Below are 16,847 nucleotides of genomic sequence, written 5' to 3' on the forward strand. Positions count from 1 at the left end.
ACGGGCCTCACGGGGAACGGGGGCAGCAGTGGGCTGCGCGATGGGTTACGCCGACGGGGACATCGAGCTCGGGTCGGTACGGATGACGGTGACGCTACCGGGAGCGGCCCCGTCGGCCGGCGACAACGCCCGGCCGGAGTGTGTGCTGGGCCTGGCCTGCGACGGTCCGCTGGCCCTGGGCCGGGCGCCGGACGCCGTCCTGCTGCACCCGGGCGACCTGGTGGTCTGGCCGCCCTCCGAGGCACTGCACGCCGCCGTTCCGGCCGGGGCGGAGCCGTTCCGCCTGCTGACGCTGCATCTGCCGCGGCAGGCGCTGGCAGTCTCCGACCGCCAGCTGCGGGATCTCGTGCGGCAGCCGATGCCCGCGGACCGCGGGCCGGCGGCCGTGCTCGCGCGCTTCATGGAGGAGGTCACCGCACAGGCGGAGATGTTCCAGTGCCGGTCGGCGGGCCGGGTCGGGGACGCGGCGCTCGACCTCGCCGCCGCTTTCGTCACGAGCGCGGCGAGCCCGGTGCGATCCCGGCAGGCCGAACTCGTGGACGCCGTCAAGGCATACATCCTCCGCCACATCGACGACCCGTCCCTGTCGCCGGCGAGGATCGCCCGCGCCCACCACATCTCGGTGCGCTACCTTCAACGCCTCTTCCAGCAGGACAAGCAGACCGTCAGCGGCTTCCTGCGGACAGAACGCCTGGAACGCTGCCGCGCCGACCTGGCCGACCCGGCGTACGCCGACCTCAGCGTGGGCGAGATCCGGGCCCGGTGGGGCTTCCAGGACGCGGCGGTGTTCTGCCGGGCCTTCAAGAGGGCTTACGGGGTCTCGCCTGCCCGGTACCGTCGGGCCGGTCGGCGTCCCCCTACTTCTTGACCACCTTTTCGAGCAGGCTCAGCAGGCCGGTTTTGTCTCTGCCCTCGAACTGTGTGATCAGATTCTCGACAGTGCTCATATTAGGGTCCTTCGAGCGGCCCAGCTTGTACTGGGCCGGATTCCTCAGAATGTCGTTGAGGAGCCAGTAGTCACTGTCGCTTCCGGTCAGCTCCAGCGCATGACGCGCTCCCGGCCTGTAGATCTTCCGCTGCAGCAGCAGCTGGGTGACCAGACGCTTCTCGCCGATGGCGAGCAGAGAGGCGTTGAGGCCGACGACCTCGAGATGATCCGGCCCCTTTTGATCCTTCAGGAGCCTGTCCAGAATCAGGGACTTGATGGGATCCAGATTCTCCGTCGAGATGAGCCCCTGCAGGAGTTCTCCACTGGGCTTGGGCATGTCCTGGGTGACTTCGCCCAGATAGAGGTTCTGAAGGGTGCTCTTGATCACCATGTTGACATGCCTGACGTCGGGATCGGCTGTCCTGAGTGCCTTGAAGAAAGGCTCGAGCAGCGCCCACGTCCGTTCGCCCGGTTCGGTGCCGGCCCAATGAGAAAGGTCGACGCCCGCCGGGGCTGGTTCGATGCCGCGTGCCACGGCCGCAGAGTAGAACTCCGTCAGCTGGGGAAGAATCGCAGTGAACTCCGTTGTGTTCAGCTTCGGAAGGTTCTGGCCTACGAGGGTGCCGAGTTCTCGGGCCTCGACGGAGCTCATGGCACCGAGCGCCGGGGTGAGCACCGACAAAAACAACCGCTGGGAGGCCGCCCTGTCGCTTCCCCAGTGCTGGATGCCAGCGAGGTACATGCGCAGTTGCGTCGGATTACTGACCAAACTCTGGGCGAAGTGCACCTGTGTCTGCGGAGGTGCTCCCTGGAGGGCGACGAGGAGCGCATGGGCCAGTGATCCGTCGTCGTACGAATTCTCCGTGTAACCCGCCTCGATCTGGCGCCGGAACAGCGCAGAGGTGGCCGCGTTCCGCAGTTTTGGGTCGATGTCGGAGCCGTACAACTGCAAGAGGAACTGCACAACGGTGTTCGACGTGTCCGTTTTTCCCGGTTCCTCTGGTCTGTGACCGAGCGCCGCCAGCAGCCATACGAGGTCGTATTGGGGCAGGTTGCGCAGGAACGACTCGGTGTAGACGGGGTCGTTGACGTTCAGCAGGACGTTGAACGGGTTGAAGTTCGCCAGGAAGCCGTCACCCTGGAGCGCGAGTCCCTGGCGTACGCGCTTCGCCAGGGCAGCGCCCGAGGCCGCCGCGGCCCTGTCGAGGTCCGCGTCGCTGACTGTCAGATACGACGTCGGAGGAGTCGGCCCCCACCCGTTCCGCAACGGACTCCGGTGGGCGTCGGCCAATTCGAAATCCTTACCAGTGGTCCGGACTCCGGCGTCGGTGTCCAGCACCGCTGTGAGCCGGCCGATGACTTCGGTGTCAATATTACCGTCGAGTCCAGTCGTGAGGCCATGGATGTTTCCGCCGAAATCGACCGCGGTGGCTCGGTAATCAGCAATTGCGTTGGCGAGCGGCCCTCTGACCCACTCCTGAAGATTCCTCACCGCCTGTGTCGCGACCTGTGAGTAGGTGTAGAGATGCTGCGGTGTCGCAGATGCTGAGCCGTCGGACTTCGAGGTCGGCACAGGCCCTCCACTCGTCATCGTTCATTGACGTCGGTGCATGTCCCGCACCCTGGCACTCGCCTCCGTCGTGGCGTGGTCGACCGCCCCCTGAAGACGCCGTGCCTGCCCGGCCAGCACCACCAGGGCTTGGCGCTGCTTCGTGATCGCACGGTTGAATTCGTCCCGCCTCTTACCTGTCCATTCCTGGCCTCTGGCGTCGAGATGGGAAGTGCCCAGTTTTTGGCGCAGGCTGTTGAGATCATTGAGCTTAGTGGACAATTGCGTGAGCATCTGGCTCAGTTGCTGCGCGGCGGCGAAATCGTAGTTGACCTTTTCAGCGCTGGTCATTGAAATTCTCCGGAATCACTGGTCATCCCCGCAGTGCCCCCCACGTGTTCACCCCCACCTCGCCGTCGACCCTCAGGCCGTGGTCCTTCTGGAACTTCTTGACCGCGGAGAGGGTGTCGGGGCCGAAGTCGCCGTCCACCCCGAGTGACCCGATGTCGTAGCCGCGGGCCTTGAGGATGCACTGGACCTCCACCACCCGGTTGTTGCGTTGCCCGTACACCGTGAGGGCCGTACCGGAGTAGGCGGTGCACGACTTCCGCGGCTTCGTGGCGGGCGGCTTCGCTGTGGCGGTGACCGTCCTGGTCGGGCGGGGCTGCGGTTGCTGGTTCGGTGCTGTGGTGGGGGCCGCGCCTCCCCCTTCTTCTCCTCCGCCTTCCCCTCCTCCTCTGCCTCCCCCCTCTCCGCCCGGCGGAACCGGCATCTGGGGCGCGACCGTGACCGTCGTGGCCGGGGACGGTTCGGACGATGCGGGGCGGGGCCGTGTCGGGTGGGACGACGACGGTGAAGCCGTGACCGAGGCGTGCTGTCCGGCGAGCGCGTCGTGCGGGCCGGCCCCGTGGCCCGGCAGGACGAAGGCGATGACGGCGGCAACCCCCGCAACGGCCGCCGCGGCGAGAACCAAGGAACGCCGGCTTTTCGCGGTCGCCTGCCGCTCGCCCCGTTTCGGCTCCGGGCGGCGCAGGACCGTCGGCTGGTCCATGGGGGACACAACCGGCGCCCGACCGCTCCAGGTGTCACGGGAGGCGATCACCTCGGCGACCGGCTCGGGCCAGCTCTTCGCGAGGGTGTGCTCCCGCGCGGCGTCGACGATGTCCTGCGGGCTCGGCCGTAGCTCGGCGTCCTTGTCCAGGCAGCGGTTGACGAGGTCCGCGAGGGACGCGTCGCGCTCCGCCACCTCGGCGAGCACCTGCTCGCTCGGCGGCGAGTAGATGACGCGGTGGATGACGTCGCCCGTCGATCCCTCGCCGAAGGGCGCCGTGCCGGTGACGGCCATCGCGAGTACCGAGCCGAGGGAGAAGACGTCCGATGCGGTGGCCACCGCACGCCCGTCGGCCTGCTCCGGGGACATGTACGCGGGGGTGCCCACGTGCTGGCCGGTCATCGTCAGCGCGCTGGTGTCGGCGGTGTGTGCCACTCCGAAGTCGATGACCCGCGCGCCGTCGGCACCCAGCAGCACGTTCGACGGCTTCAGGTCCCGGTGGACGATCCCGGCCGCGGAGATCGCGGTCAGTGCCTGCCCGACCTCGTGGGCGAGCCGCCACACCACCGGTGCCGGCAGCGGGCCGAACCGGCTCACGGCGTCCGCGAGGCTCAGCCCCGGGATGTACGCGGTGGCCATCCACAGGCGTTCCTCGTCGTCGAAGCCCGAGTCGAGCAGCGCCGCGGTGCACATGCCCTGGACCCGCCGTACCGTCGCCACCTCGCGGTCGAAGCGCCGCCGGAACCGCTCGTCCTCGGCGTACTCCGGCCGGATCACCTTGACGGCGACGAGCGATCCGGCTGTGTACTCCCCTTCCTGGGTCGCGTGCCGCGCGAGATGAAGCCGCCCCATGCCCCCGCCACCGAGCCGGGCCAGCACCCGGTACGACCCGATGTGCGACGGGTCGGACCGGTGCGGCGGCCGCGCGCCGAGGCGGTCGAGGTCGGCTGGTGTCAGTTCCTCGGCCGGTGACCGGGACGGCTCTGTCTGGGACATGACTTCCTCAAGGCACGGTGAAGCGGGTGGCGGTCGGCCCGTTCAGTGGTTGCCGCCTGCCGTGGAGATGTCGTTCAGCACCTTGTCGAACCTGTGCTGGAACTCCTGAAGCGACTGACGGATCTTCTGGAGGTCCGTTTGCGCGCCCTGCCAGGCCTGCCGGAACTCGTCGGCGTACCGGCCGCTCCAGTGGGACCGGTCGCTCAATGTGTTGCCGGCCGACGCCAACTGGTTGATGGACTCCGAGAGCCCTCCGTGGATGATGCTCAGGAACTTCCGGCTGGCGGCATGTGCTTCTCCGTCAACCCCGACGTGCTGTCCGTCATGGCTCATGGGATGGCTCTCCTCATATCCGGATGTTCATCAGGCACTCGCCGGGACCTGTTCGGCAGCGCCTCGGAATGCCTGACCGTGAAAAGTCTTCCGCCGACGCGGACGGAAGTCATTGACCGCCGGCGCCGTCTCGTTGACCTTGTGCGCAGCGTGCGCCGCCCCCCTCACCACGCCACCTGCACCCCCCTGGCCACCCCGTCGATCACCAGGTACCCCCGCCCCGGAATCGCCGCCATCTGGTCGTGGCGGGGCAGGGCGGTGCCGAGGAGGTCGCCGTCGAGGTCGTGGTCGGGGGAGAGCAGGAGACCGCAGCGGCTGTCGCGGGTCCGGGTGGTCCAGTGGCCGTAGAGGCGGCGCAGGGCTTCGGCGCGGCCGGCGGCGATGAGGTGACTGCCGGGGGCCGCCGTGGCGAGCCAGTTGTCCAGGACGCCGCGGTCGTCGTCCACCGTGTCGGCGTCGTCGACCAGCAGCAGGGTGGGGCCGGTCTGCCGCAGAAGGGCTTGCTCCAGGTCACCGTAGGCGGTGGCCAGGGCGGTGAGGCCCGGCAGGTCGCGCAGCGGTGAGCGGCGTGGTGCGAAGGCGACGACGGCGGGCGGGGTGTCCGCGGCCATGACGACGCGGGCGATGGTGCACAGGGCCGTGCTGCGGCCGGAACGCTGGGGACCAGCGATCAGCGCGTGTTCGTGCTCGTACATCCGCAGGGCTGCGCGGTCGAGGCTGTCGGCGTCCACGCCCATGGGCACCAGCCACGGTTCGACGGCCGTCGAGGCCGGTGTCGTCAGGCCGGTCACCGGTACGTCGGAGGGCAGCAGACCGATGCGCGGAGCTGTGCGGGGCGATCCCGGCCAGCGGGCGGCGGTCGCGGTGACGGCCGTGTCGAGGTCGTCGCCGGGCCAGGCGATCTGGACGACCCGGCGGTTGGCGGCCACGACCGCACGGCCCGGCACATATGCGGGGACGGAGCCGCGCGGTACGTCGAAGTACCCGTACTCCCCCGGGTCGGCCATGCGCATCAGCAGTTTCTGCAGGGTCAGGGCGGCCCATGACGCGGGGACGGCGCCGGAGCGGTCGGCGGTGACGGCGAACCGGATGCCCACGGCGGGGCCGTCGGCATAGACGCGGGCGAGCTCGTCGATCAGGTTCATCCCGGCCATGTCCTTGTCGAAGTCGGCGAGCAGGGCCCCGAGGTTGTCGACCAGGACCAGCCAGTTGGGGGCGTCAGCGACACCGCGTGACTTGCGCTCGTCGAGTTCCCGGCGCAGCAGTCTGATCAGCCGGACCTGCCGTTCCCGTTCGGCCGCCCCGATGTGGGCGCCGGTGTGCGGCAGGCCCGCCAGCGGCGCGAGGCCGCCCGCGCCGAGGTCCAGGGCGAAGACATGGCACCGCTCGGGCGGTTGGGCGACGGCGACGGCCAGAGCGAGTGCGGCCAGGGCGGTGGACGTTCCCGAGCCGCCGCTTCCGTAGATCAGCACGTTGCCCGCGGACGGGTCCCAGCCGACCGGGTACTGCCGCTGGCGGTCGGGGTCGTCGGCGAGCGCGTAGGCGGGCAGGACGGCGGTCTCGGTCTGCAGACCGCGTTCCGCGACGGCGGGCAGGTCCGCGGCCGGCACGGTCGCGGGCAGCGGGTCGGGCCACGGCCGGCGCGGCGCGGCGAAACCGCACAGCTCGGCGGCCTCCCGGGCGGCCGTCACCAGGCGCCGCAGGTCGCTGGTGCCTGCCGGGTCCGCGGCGGCCGGTGCGGCCGGTGCGGCGACCGGCGTACCGAGTGCGAACGGCACGGCGGTCACCGGGGCGGTCACCTCGCTTTCCGGGGTGACGCCGGTGGACAGGGCGGTCTGCACGGGCAGGACGTCCCGCGCGCTGAGCCGGTAGTACGCCCGCCCCCACTGGCGGGTGCCGATACCGGCCGCGGCGGGGTTGTCGATCACGTCCTGGGAGTCACCGGTGCTCTCCACGCGCAGTGCTATGCGGAGTTTGACGTTGTTCTTGATGGCGTCGCTGACCGATCCGGTGGGCCGCTGGGTGGCCATGACCAGGTGTACGCCGAGGCTGCGCCCGCGCTGGGCGATGCTGACCAGCGAGTCGACGAAGTCCGGCAGCGCCTTGACCAGGGTGGCGAACTCGTCGATGACCACGGCCAGTCGGGGCATCGGCTCGAGTCCGGCCTGTCCGGTGTCGCGCAGTCGCTGGTAGTCGCGTATGTGGCTCAGGCCCGTTTCACGGAGCAGACGTTCGCGGTGATGGAGTTCGGCCTCCAAACAGCGCAAGGCCCGTTCACTCAGCTGCTCGTCCAGGTCGGTGACGAGGCCCACGGTATGAGGCAGGGCGGCGCATTCGTCGAGGGCCCCACCGCCCTTGTAGTCCACCAGGGCGAAGGTCAGGTGCTCAGGGTCGGCGTCGACGGCCATGCTCGCGACGAGCGTGCGCAGCAACTCGCTCTTGCCGGAGCCCGTGGTGCCGGCGATCAGGGCGTGGGGCCCGTCGTCGTCGAGGTCGATGGCGAACACGTCCCGTTCGGTGACGCCGAGGACGGCCCGTACACGCAGGGCGGGGGCCCGTTTCCTCCAGCGGTCCCCGACCGTCGCGCCGTCGACCGCGTCCAGGTCGAGCAGCGGGAGCAACGAGACCCGGTCGGGCAGCCCAGCCCCCTCGATGCGCATCTCGGGATCCTCGAAGCGGGCCAGAGCCCTGGCGGCCTCCCGCGCCTCGGGCACCGGCATGCCGCCCAGCAGGACATGCTCGGTGATCCCGCCGGAGGCCACGTCGCGCACCCGGCCCGTCCCCTCGGCCGACGCCATGACGACGGTCGTGCACAACGCGGGCAGCCGGGTGGTGAGCACCAGTCCTCCGCAGCGGACGGAGGTGCCGGCGAGCAGGTCCCGCAACAGGCACGGGCGGCCCTCCAGCAGGCTCGCCCCGTCCACCACCACCAGCAGTAGGGGGTTGGGCTCCTTTCCTCTTCCGCCCTCCGGCGCCGCACCGGGCGCGGTGTCGAGCAGATGCCGGGCCAGTGCCTCCGCCTGCTGCGGGCCGACGGCCACCAGGCGGGCCGTCCCGGACCGGGCGTCGGCGCCGTGCGGCAGCCACTTCGTCCAGTCCCAGTCGGCGAGCCGGCCGGGGTCGGTGAAGACCGCCACCGTCACATCGGCGGGCCCGCTGCCCGTCACCGCCTGACACAGCAGCGACCGGGCGACGGCCAGGCAGGCCTGCCGGTCGCCTTCAAAGCCGACCGCCTCGCCCGCTGAGACGCCGGCCTCCACCGGCACCAGCGGGAGTACGGCCCGCGCGCTCAGGATCTGCGCCGCCTCCGGCGCGGGTTCGCTGTCCGGACGGTCCGCCAGCGGCGGGCTCCACGGCAGGTCCGCCACGCCGACCACGACGCGGAGGAAGTCCGCGGCGCCGGGCCGCCGTTCCCACAGCCTGGTCCCCGGCGCGGTCGCACGATGGACCACCTCCGCGGAGTCGGGATGGGCGGCGCGGCGCGCGGCGGTCTCCGCGGTGTGCCGCCGGGCGAGTGCCGTGTCGAACTCCGCGAGTCGGGCGGTGTAGTCGCGCATTTCGCGGCGCAGGGTGAATCTGCCGCGCAACCGCTCCTCGAAGAAGTTCCCCAGGAACATCAGTGGGGTGAGCGCTGCCAGCGCGGCGTAGCGCAGGTCGCCGGTGAAGGCGACGGCGCCACCGGCCAGCACGAGCGGGCCGAGCATGCTGGAAACGCTGAAAGGCGCTTTGTCGGCGCGCGCCGGCGGCGTCGGGACGCTGATGGGCGGTGCTTCGCCGGTCCGCCCGCCGCGCGGGGGCCGGTTGAACGGCATGGTTCCGCCGGGGCCCGCCTCACGGACCGGGTTCACCCGGTGCACGGGGCCGAGACGGTCTGGCGGCCGTACCCGGATCAGGACCTCACCGCCGAGCGAGATCAAGTCGTCCGGCCGGACGGGGACCGGCTCGTGGGCTTTGATCCTGACCCCGTTGACGTCCGTGCCGTTGACGGTCCGCAGGTCGGTGACGGTAGCCCTGCCGTCGGGCGATACGTCGAAGACGGCGTGGAGTCGTGACGTCCCCGTCGCCACGACCCGCACGTCCGCCTCCGCCCCCCGCCCCACCACTGTCCGGCCCGCCGTGAGCGGCAGACCGCGACCGGCTTCCAGTCCGCCCACCAGGTACAGGACGGCTACCGGCCTGCCGGGATCGCCGGCGACGAACCGGCCGGCGCTGCCCACGAGCGATCCGTGGACCAGACCTGACTCGCTCAGCGCGGTGTCGGAACGCACCACCCGGCTGTCGACACGAAGCCCGTTCCCCACAGGCAGGCGTAGCGCTGTCGCCAGGTCGGCGACGGTGGCGTCCGGTCGGCCGAGCCGCAGCTCGACGTCACGCTCGTCGTCACCATCGACACAGACGATCCGCACCGTGCAGTGCCTCCAACCCGGTTCAGGACGACGGATTCGTCGAGTCTGGCGCGGGCGGCGGCGCAAGGCGTTGGCAGCACACGCAAACCCGTTGACAGTGCGCGCACTCCTGCCCGCCGACATGGCGGCCTCGCGCGCCCCGGGGACCCTTTCGACCTCGAACCCCGACGATCTCGGGATCGGCTTTTGGTAGCGTCGTGCCCTGAGTGAGAAGGCGACCGGCCGAGCGCCGGTCGGGGGTCGGGGGGCGCGAATGAACGGCGCGGCGAAACCGAAGCTGCTTTTCGTACACGGCATCGGCGGGCCGCGGGACCCGCGCGAAGAACTGGGCACGTGGAAGCGGGCGTTGGCCGGCGGGGCGCGGGCGGCGGATCTCGCCGCCGACATCTCCGCGCTGACCATGGACTGGATGGCGGACTGCTCCTTCGCCTACTACGGCGACCTGTTCGCCGACGGTGAGCCGCAGAGCGCCGTCGGCCCGGACGACCTCGACGACGAGGAAGCGGCGATCGTCCTCGGCCTGCTCGCCGAGTTCCTCGAAGAAGAGGCGGGGCGGCCGGAGAACCAGGACAACAGGGCACTGGCGCGCGTCCGCGCCCAGCTGGCCCCCGACGGCCGGCCGCAGGGTGCCGGCGGGGCCGCACGTCACGCCTGGGCGATCGCGACCGCGGTGGCCGCGTTGCCCGGGGTGGCCCAGGTGGCCCGCTGGTCGAGCGCCAGGGACGTACTCGGCACGTTGTCCCAGCCCGCGCGATACCTGCGGCGCAAGGGCGAGGACGCTCAAGGCACGACGCTCGACGCGCGGATCAGGGACCGGGTTCTGCGGTGCCTGGATCCCGCACGGCCCACGGTGGTGGTCGGACACTCCTTGGGCAGCGTCGTGGCGTTCGAGGCTCTTGCCTCGTACGACGGCCCCGTACCGCTGCTGGTCACCATCGGGTCGCCGATCGCGACCAGCGGATTCGTCTGGCCGCTGCTCGTCCCTCGACCGCCCGCCACCCCCCGCCGTGTCGATCGCTGGCTGGACTTCTGGGACGGCGACGACGTGGTCGTGCCGCGCCGCAAGCTCGCCGATCTCGTCCGGCCCAACGAACGGGGGGTCAAGCCGGAGCCGGAGCGGCTCGATTCCCGGTTGTGGTGGGCCCACGGGGCGACCTCGTATCTGGGCCGCGCCGAGGTGGCGGGACCGGTGGTGCGGACTCTCTCCGCCCTGTCCGCCGCCTCCGTCTCCTCCGCTGCCTCCGTCTCCTCCACCGCGTCCGTCTCCCCCGCCGCCTCCAACGCCTCCGCCGAGACGGACGCCTCTGCTGAAACAGCCCCGCCGGCCGGTTCATGAGCGCGGCCCGGCCGACGACGACGGTCCGGCACGCCCTGGTCGTCGCCACCCAGTGCCCGGCCGCCGGGCAGGAGCTCAGCGGTCTGCTCACCAGGGCCGAGGAACTGCACCGGCTCCTCACCGATCCGGAGATCGGTGCCTGCGTGCCCAGTGATCCCGACGGCGGCGGCGCGCTGCGGTCCGGCGAGGTCACCGCTCGGCAGATCGAGGACGGGGTCCAGGCCGCGGCGCGCCGGGCGAACGAGGCGGGCGCCGAACTGGTTCTCGCCTTCCTCGGCCACGGCCAGACGCCCATGGGCGACGCGACGCTCTACTACATGGCGCACGGCACCGAGCCCGGGCAGGCGGCCGGCTCCGTCCCTGTCGGAAAGCTCGTCGCCGAGGCCGGGGACCTGCCCGGGGTCAAAGGGGTGATCACCCTCATCGACACCTGCCACGCCGGCGCCGGCGCCCCCGACACACAGGCGCTGGCAGGCGGCTTCTCCCTCGGCAACAACAGACACTCCGTACTCATGGCGGCGGCGGCCCACCAGAAGGCGTACGACCTCGGCTTCAGCCGCGAACTCGCCTCCCTGCTGCGCAACGGTGTCCAGGGCGGCGGCGAGCTCCTGACGGCGAGCAGCCTCAAACTGGCGCTGACGGACCGAATCCTGAAGCAGAACTGCGAGACGTTCGGCCGGGACGGGGACCCGAACGCCGTCGAGGAGTTGTGGGTGGCGCTGAACGTGCGGCGGCCGGCCTGGACACCCAGCCGGCGGATCGGCCCCCTCGGGAGCCAGGACCTCGGCGAGGCGCTGGCCGCGTGGCCCGGGCAGCCCGCCCCGGTCGGCGGCTGGAACCGACAGGCGCTGCGTGAACTCCGCGACCGGGCGGAGGCCGCCGCATCGACCGGGGCACTGCGGGTGCGGCCGGTGGCCGACGGACTGCTGCACGCCGGTCTCACCGGGGACATGATCCACGAATGGGCCGGCCGGGCGCTCACCACGCCGGCTCTACGGAGCGTGGCCGCCGACCTGAACCACGCCTACGAAGCGGCCAATCCCTCCTGCGACCCACTGCGTCCGCCGAAGTGGGTCCAGGGCACGGCCCTGTTGCAGTACATACTCGAACACGCGGCGCTCCGCACCCCCCTCAGGGGAGACCCGGTCGGGCGCCTGGCGCAGGCCGTGGCCGCCGTCGCCGACCGGTGCGGTCTCGACCCCGAGGACGAGCGGGTCGGGGCCTGGGCGCGGCGCGTCGACGGGCTCGCCGAGCTCAGTGACGCCGTGGCGCGGCAGGCCGGCCTGCGTCGGGACCGGACGTGGCGACTGGTCATCAGCCTCCATGCGGCGCGGGTCGACTGGCCGGAATCGCTGTCGGTGTGGCTGCGCGACGGCGCGAGCGGCGAGCACCACGAGGACTTCCCCTGCGAACCCAGCCGTGCCGGGGTCGAGCGTCAGTTCCCGAAGATCATCGAGTGGGCGTGGCAGAAGGTTCCGGGAGGCGCGCGGATCAAGAACATCGACGTCGTGGTCCCCGCTCCGCTGCTGGTGACCTGGGAGCCGGAGAAGGCGCAGGCCGGCCGGTCCGTGCTGGGGGCGGACGACCGCACGGTGGTACTGCGCTGGACCGGACGCCTCGCGGTTCCGGGCCATCTCGCGGGGATGAACGAGGCGGACCGGGACCGGCTGAAGCGGCTGGAGGAACAGCACCCCGGCGACGGCGGCGCACCCGTCGATTGGCTGGCCGACTCCGACACCCGCGACACGGGACAGCTGGCGCAGCGTCTGAGCCTGGGGCTCTACGACCGGGCCATCGGCCTCGACCACCGTCCGCCGCACGTCGCGGAGCTGGTGGAGATCCTGCTGGCCCACACCCCGATCCTGCTGTGGCCGCGCACGGACGCCGACGGGGACGCCCGGGAGCGCGGTTGCGTGGACGTGTACTGGGAGAGGTTGCCCGGCCAGTTCATCGAGGCGTACCGGCGTCGCTGGCAGGCCGAGGCGGGCGGCCCGGTCCGTCCGGGGCGACCGGACGACGACCACCTCGCGGGTCTCGCCGGACTCCGGGCCGCCTGGCACGACCTCGACTGGCTCGACTTCTGCCGCTGGTTCGAGCACCACCACCCGACCCGTCAGTGGAGCGCGTGATGTCCTGGAAAACGTACTACGTCGGAGACGGCGAACCGCGCGACGTCAGCCTTGACGGTCCTCCCCCGTGGCGCACCTTCCCCCGGGTCCCGGACCAGCATGCCTTCAAGCCTCCCGAGGGTCTGACCGACGCCGTCAACGCGGCTCTCTACCTGCACCGCCCCCTGCTGATCACCGGCTCCGCGGGGACGGGGAAGTCCACCGTCATCGAGCAGGTCGCCGCGGAGCTGGAACTCGGAACCGTGCTGCGCTGGCACATCACTTCGCGCAGTACGCTGCCGGACGCGCTGTACCAGTACGACGCGCTCGGCCACATCCACTCCCTGCGCCTGCGCCAGACGTCGTACGAGGGACGCCGCACGGGGCGGGGCGGCGGGCGCGGGCGGACCGACCGTGCCCGGCCGGCCGACGACATCGCGCCGTTCCTCAAGCTGGGGCCGCTGGGCACGGCGTTGCTGCCCGGCGACCGGCCCCGGGCGCTGCTCATCGACGAGATCGACAAGAGCGACCTCGACCTGCCCAGCGACCTTCTCGACGTGCTGGAGCGCGGGGAGTTCGAGATCCCCGAGCTGGTACGTCACCCCCTGCGGCAGGTGCGGGTCCGGGAGTGGGGCGAGAAGACACGGACCCATCTCGTGCGGGAGGGCCATGTGCAGTGCACGCGGTTCCCGTTCATCGTGATGACCAGCAACGGCGAACGTGACTTCCCCGCACCCTTCCTGCGCCGTTGCGTCCGGTACACCATGCCCGCGCCGACGGCTGACACGCTCCGCGACGCGGTGGCCGCCCACCTGGATCTCGAAGTGCCCGAAAGCGGCCCGGTGTGGGAACTCATCAAGGAGTTCGCCGACCGCATCGCCAGGAAGGAAGTCCTGGCCGTCGACCAACTCCTCAACGCCGTACGGCTGATGACCGACGAGCAGGCGCCCAGTGGCCCCCAGCTCAAGCGGATCCTCGACGAACTGCTCCTGCGCGAGCTCTCCGGTGGCTGACGCCGTCGAAGCGCTGGTCCGCGCGCTCGCGGCGGCCCTGGGCGAAGACGCGGACGCCACAGCGATCGCCGATGCCCTGTGGCTGGCCGCGGCACCCGCGGCCGGCCCGGCCGCGTCCCGCGGCGACCTGCCCGAACCGGCACCGTCCGACACCGCGGGGGACGCCCCGGAGTCACCGTCGGCCCCCGGCACCGACACACCCGCCCCGCCGCTCCCCGCCGAGGATGCCGACGCGAACGTTCTCTACGAGAGCCTGCCGCAGGCCCGGCCGGCGCCGGGCGCGCCGGTATCGGTTCCGGGGGGCCGGGATCTGCCCCGGGCCATGGAGGTGCGCCGGGCGCTGCGGCCCTTCAAACGCCGCCACCCCCAGGGCCGGCGCTCGGCACTGAACCTGGACGCGACCGTCCGCGACTTCCGCCGCACCGGTGAGCTGACCCCGGTGCTCACTCCCGCCCCCGAGCCGTGGTTCGAGCTGCTGCTCGTCATCGACGCCTCGCCCTCCATGGCCGTCTGGAAGAACACCAACGCGGAGTTCACCGCACTCCTGGCCGGACTGGGCGCCTTCCGCGGCGTGCGGACATGGAGCCTGCGGCCGGGCGCAGACCCGGTGGTCACCGACCACCAGGGCAGGCGCGTCGCCCCGGGCCAGGCCGTCTCCTCGGACGGCCGACGTCTGGTGCTGGTGCTCTCCGACTGTGTGGCACCCGGCTGGCGGCGACCGGAGACATGGCAGCTGCTGCGCGGCTGGGGAGCGAAAGGCCCCGTCGCACTGCTCAACCCGCTGCCGGACCGCCTGTGGCACCGCACCGGCCTGGATCTCCCCGCGATCCGCGTCAGACAGCGCGGGCCGACGCTAAGGAACACCGACCTGACCTTCCAAGTCCCCCTGCTGCTGCGGACGCTGCCCGACGCCGAGGACGCGGACTGGCAGGCGCTGCCCACGCTCACGTTCTCCCCGTACTCCCTGGCCCGCTGGGCGGAGACCTTCATGCGCGGGGCGCCCCACGGGTACGACGCGGTCCTGGTCCCGCGCACCGGCATCATGCCCAGCCTCTCCCGCACGCCGAACGCCGGGCCACGCAGCGGTCCCGACCCCACCGAGGCGTTCCTCCGCACGGCCTCCCCCTCGGCGGTACGGCTGGCCGTGCTGTGCAGTCCGTTCGGCCGGCTGAGCCTCCCGCTCATGCACCTGATCCGCCAGCGGCTCCTGCCCGAGGCGAGCGTCGGCGACCTGGCCGAACTGCTGACGAGTCCCGTCGTGACCATCCAGACGTACGAGGAGGCGCCACCGGTCGTCCGCTTCGACGACGTGACCCGCGAGCGGCTCGCGTCCCGCCTCAGCCGCCGGGACGCCTGGCTGACGTACGACGCGCTCAGCCGTCACATCGCCGCCAGGAGCCCGGGCGGCGCGCAGGACATCCAGGCGATCGCCGCGTCCGGACCGGACTCGGTTCCGCCCTCGCTGTACCCGTTCGCCCGCGCGTCCGACGAGTTGCTGACACTGCTACGGGAGAGCGAGCCGGTGCGGCCCGCTCCGTGGCCGGACCTGCCGGAGGCGTTCACCACGCCGGCCCCCAGCCGGGGGCTGCCGGATCCGGCGCGCAGCGCCGCTCTGCTCATCGGCGTTTCCTACTACCCGAACCGCTACTCACTGCCTGGCGTGGAGAGAGGGCTCGCGGCAATGCGGTCCTATCTCACCTCGTCCCATGGCTGGAACCTGCCCGATGAACACTGCACCTCGCTCGTCAACCCCGCCACGGTGAGCGAGGTCCTGGCAGCGGTGACACGGGCATGCGACGCGGCAGACACCGTGCTGCTCTATTTCGGCGGGGGTACGACGGTCGACAGCGGCGGACAGACGAGCTGGCTGCTCGCCGGGGAAGAGCGGGACGACCTGAGGCCCCGTCTGGAGTTCGACCGCATCGCACCCATCCTCGCCGAGTCACGGTCTCGTCACGTCATGGTGGTCCTCGACCAGGACAACGGTACGGCCGCTTCCCGGGCTCTGGAGAACTGGGATCTGCACGGACGGACCGGGCAAAGAGCCCGAGGGATGCAGGTGTTGTTCGTCGACAGGGCGCGGAACAACCCGAACGGGGAGCCGCTGCTGACACAGGAGCTCCTGAGAATCGCGGCCGCCGGCGTGCGAGGCGGCCCGGAGTTCCTGGACCTGCCCGCGATCGCCGAACACATGCACGGCCCCAAAGGTGCCACACGTCCCCAGGCCAGGTTCATCGTCGGGGATCCTTCACGTGCCTTCGCACGCAATCGGGCCTGGGAACCACAGGATCCGGTCCAGGCGGTGTACGAGCAGGTCCGACGGCGCCTCCAGTCGGCGCTTCCCCGTACCTACCGAGGCGCATACCGGCATGAGGCAGACCAGCTTCTGCTCGCGCTGCTCGCTTTCGCGGAGGACTTCATCGACGGGTCCGAACAGGCCGGCAGTGAGACAGCGCTGGCCGACGCGGTTCAGTTCTTTCTCGGCCGACGGGGACTCTCCACGGAGCGGGAGACGCCCGGCGACAGTCAACGCGTGGACCTGCTCTGGCCTTCGCAGGCCGGTACGTTCGGGGTCCACATCGCGAGCGACGAAGCCGCTCGCAGCTGGAATGCCATTTCCAGAGTGGACTTCGAACTCGTTCTGGAGCGAGAGGGACGGTCCACCACGTCCGATCTCGCCACCCGCGTCTCGACGATCGCCATCGAGGACACCCACGACGGCGCGGGATCCTGCCTCGTGACGATGCGCCTGCCCACTCCCTACTTCGAACAGGACCCCTTGGCCGCCGCGGTGGAGTCGGCCTGCGGGCAACTCCTCGGTGAGCCCGGCGGAGACCTGAACGGTGTGGAACTGCCCGGCCTCACCGACGTGACCATCCAGGGCGTCACCCCGGACCCCGACTCGATCGTCTGGGACACCGTGGAGGAATACGACCACGGCCTGGCACTCGGGCACGTGACGGTGAACGCCGAGCTCGTCCTCGTAGGCGTCGACGCCCACATGGAGGAGGTCAGTGTGGAGCTGGAGGTGCAGCTGACCTTCGACGCCCGGCGCGAATCGGCGGACATCGAGCTGGAGTTCCGCGGAACGAATCCCCAGGAACCCCACCCGCACGAACCCATGTGA

At 71.2% G+C, this 16,847-nt stretch carries 10 protein-coding genes; 5 read left to right on the forward strand and 5 right to left on the reverse strand.

Features of this window, described 5'->3' with window-relative positions; all coding sequences use genetic code 11:
- Positions 1-40: 40 nt before the first annotated feature.
- On the forward strand, positions 41-868 hold the full coding sequence (locus ABZ915_RS37275) for a helix-turn-helix domain-containing protein (protein ID WP_361812684.1): 828 nt from the start codon (positions 41-43) through the stop codon (positions 866-868).
- Here ABZ915_RS37275 and ABZ915_RS37280 read toward each other — a convergent pair.
- The 5 genes from ABZ915_RS37280 to ABZ915_RS37300 form a co-directional block, all read right to left on the reverse strand.
- Complete coding sequence (locus ABZ915_RS37280; RefSeq protein WP_361812686.1) at positions 858-2,501, reverse strand: hypothetical protein; 1,644 nt, start codon at positions 2,499-2,501, stop codon at positions 858-860. The two genes, ABZ915_RS37275 and ABZ915_RS37280, sit on opposite strands and share 11 nt — an antisense overlap.
- Positions 2,502-2,522: 21 nt before the next feature.
- Positions 2,523-2,828 (reverse strand): hypothetical protein, encoded by a 306-nt coding sequence (locus tag ABZ915_RS37285; protein WP_361812688.1) that lies wholly within the window; start codon positions 2,826-2,828, stop codon positions 2,523-2,525.
- A gap of 22 nt (positions 2,829-2,850) precedes the next feature.
- Positions 2,851-4,524, reverse strand: coding sequence for a protein kinase (locus tag ABZ915_RS37290; protein WP_361812690.1), 1,674 nt, complete (start codon positions 4,522-4,524; stop codon positions 2,851-2,853).
- Positions 4,525-4,566: 42 nt separating this feature from the next.
- Complete coding sequence (locus ABZ915_RS37295; RefSeq protein WP_361812692.1) at positions 4,567-4,857, reverse strand: WXG100 family type VII secretion target; 291 nt, start codon at positions 4,855-4,857, stop codon at positions 4,567-4,569.
- Positions 4,858-5,021: 164 nt separating this feature from the next.
- Complete coding sequence (locus ABZ915_RS37300) at positions 5,022-9,263, reverse strand: FtsK/SpoIIIE domain-containing protein (protein ID WP_361812694.1); 4,242 nt, start codon at positions 9,261-9,263, stop codon at positions 5,022-5,024.
- Positions 9,264-9,516: 253 nt separating this feature from the next.
- Here ABZ915_RS37300 and ABZ915_RS37305 point away from each other — a divergent pair, with 253 nt between their 5' ends.
- Genes ABZ915_RS37305 through ABZ915_RS37320 form a run of 4 tightly spaced genes read left to right on the forward strand, consistent with a single transcriptional unit; the run spans position 9,517 to position 16,847 of the window.
- Entirely contained in the window at positions 9,517-10,599 is a 1,083-nt protein-coding gene (locus ABZ915_RS37305) for an alpha/beta hydrolase (RefSeq protein WP_361812696.1), read from the forward strand.
- On the forward strand, positions 10,596-12,728 hold the full coding sequence (locus tag ABZ915_RS37310; RefSeq protein WP_361812698.1) for a hypothetical protein: 2,133 nt from the start codon (positions 10,596-10,598) through the stop codon (positions 12,726-12,728). The genes ABZ915_RS37305 and ABZ915_RS37310 overlap by 4 nt, the downstream gene beginning before the upstream one ends.
- Positions 12,728-13,720 (forward strand): ATPase, encoded by a 993-nt coding sequence (locus ABZ915_RS37315; protein WP_361812700.1) that lies wholly within the window; start codon positions 12,728-12,730, stop codon positions 13,718-13,720. The genes ABZ915_RS37310 and ABZ915_RS37315 overlap by 1 nt, the downstream gene beginning before the upstream one ends.
- Entirely contained in the window at positions 13,713-16,847 is a 3,135-nt protein-coding gene (locus ABZ915_RS37320; protein ID WP_361812702.1) for an SAV_2336 N-terminal domain-related protein, read from the forward strand. Before ABZ915_RS37315 ends, ABZ915_RS37320 begins: the two co-directional genes overlap by 8 nt.

This window comes from Streptomyces sp. NPDC046915 (assembly GCF_040644935.1).
Lineage (GTDB): Bacteria > Actinomycetota > Actinomycetes > Streptomycetales > Streptomycetaceae > Streptomyces.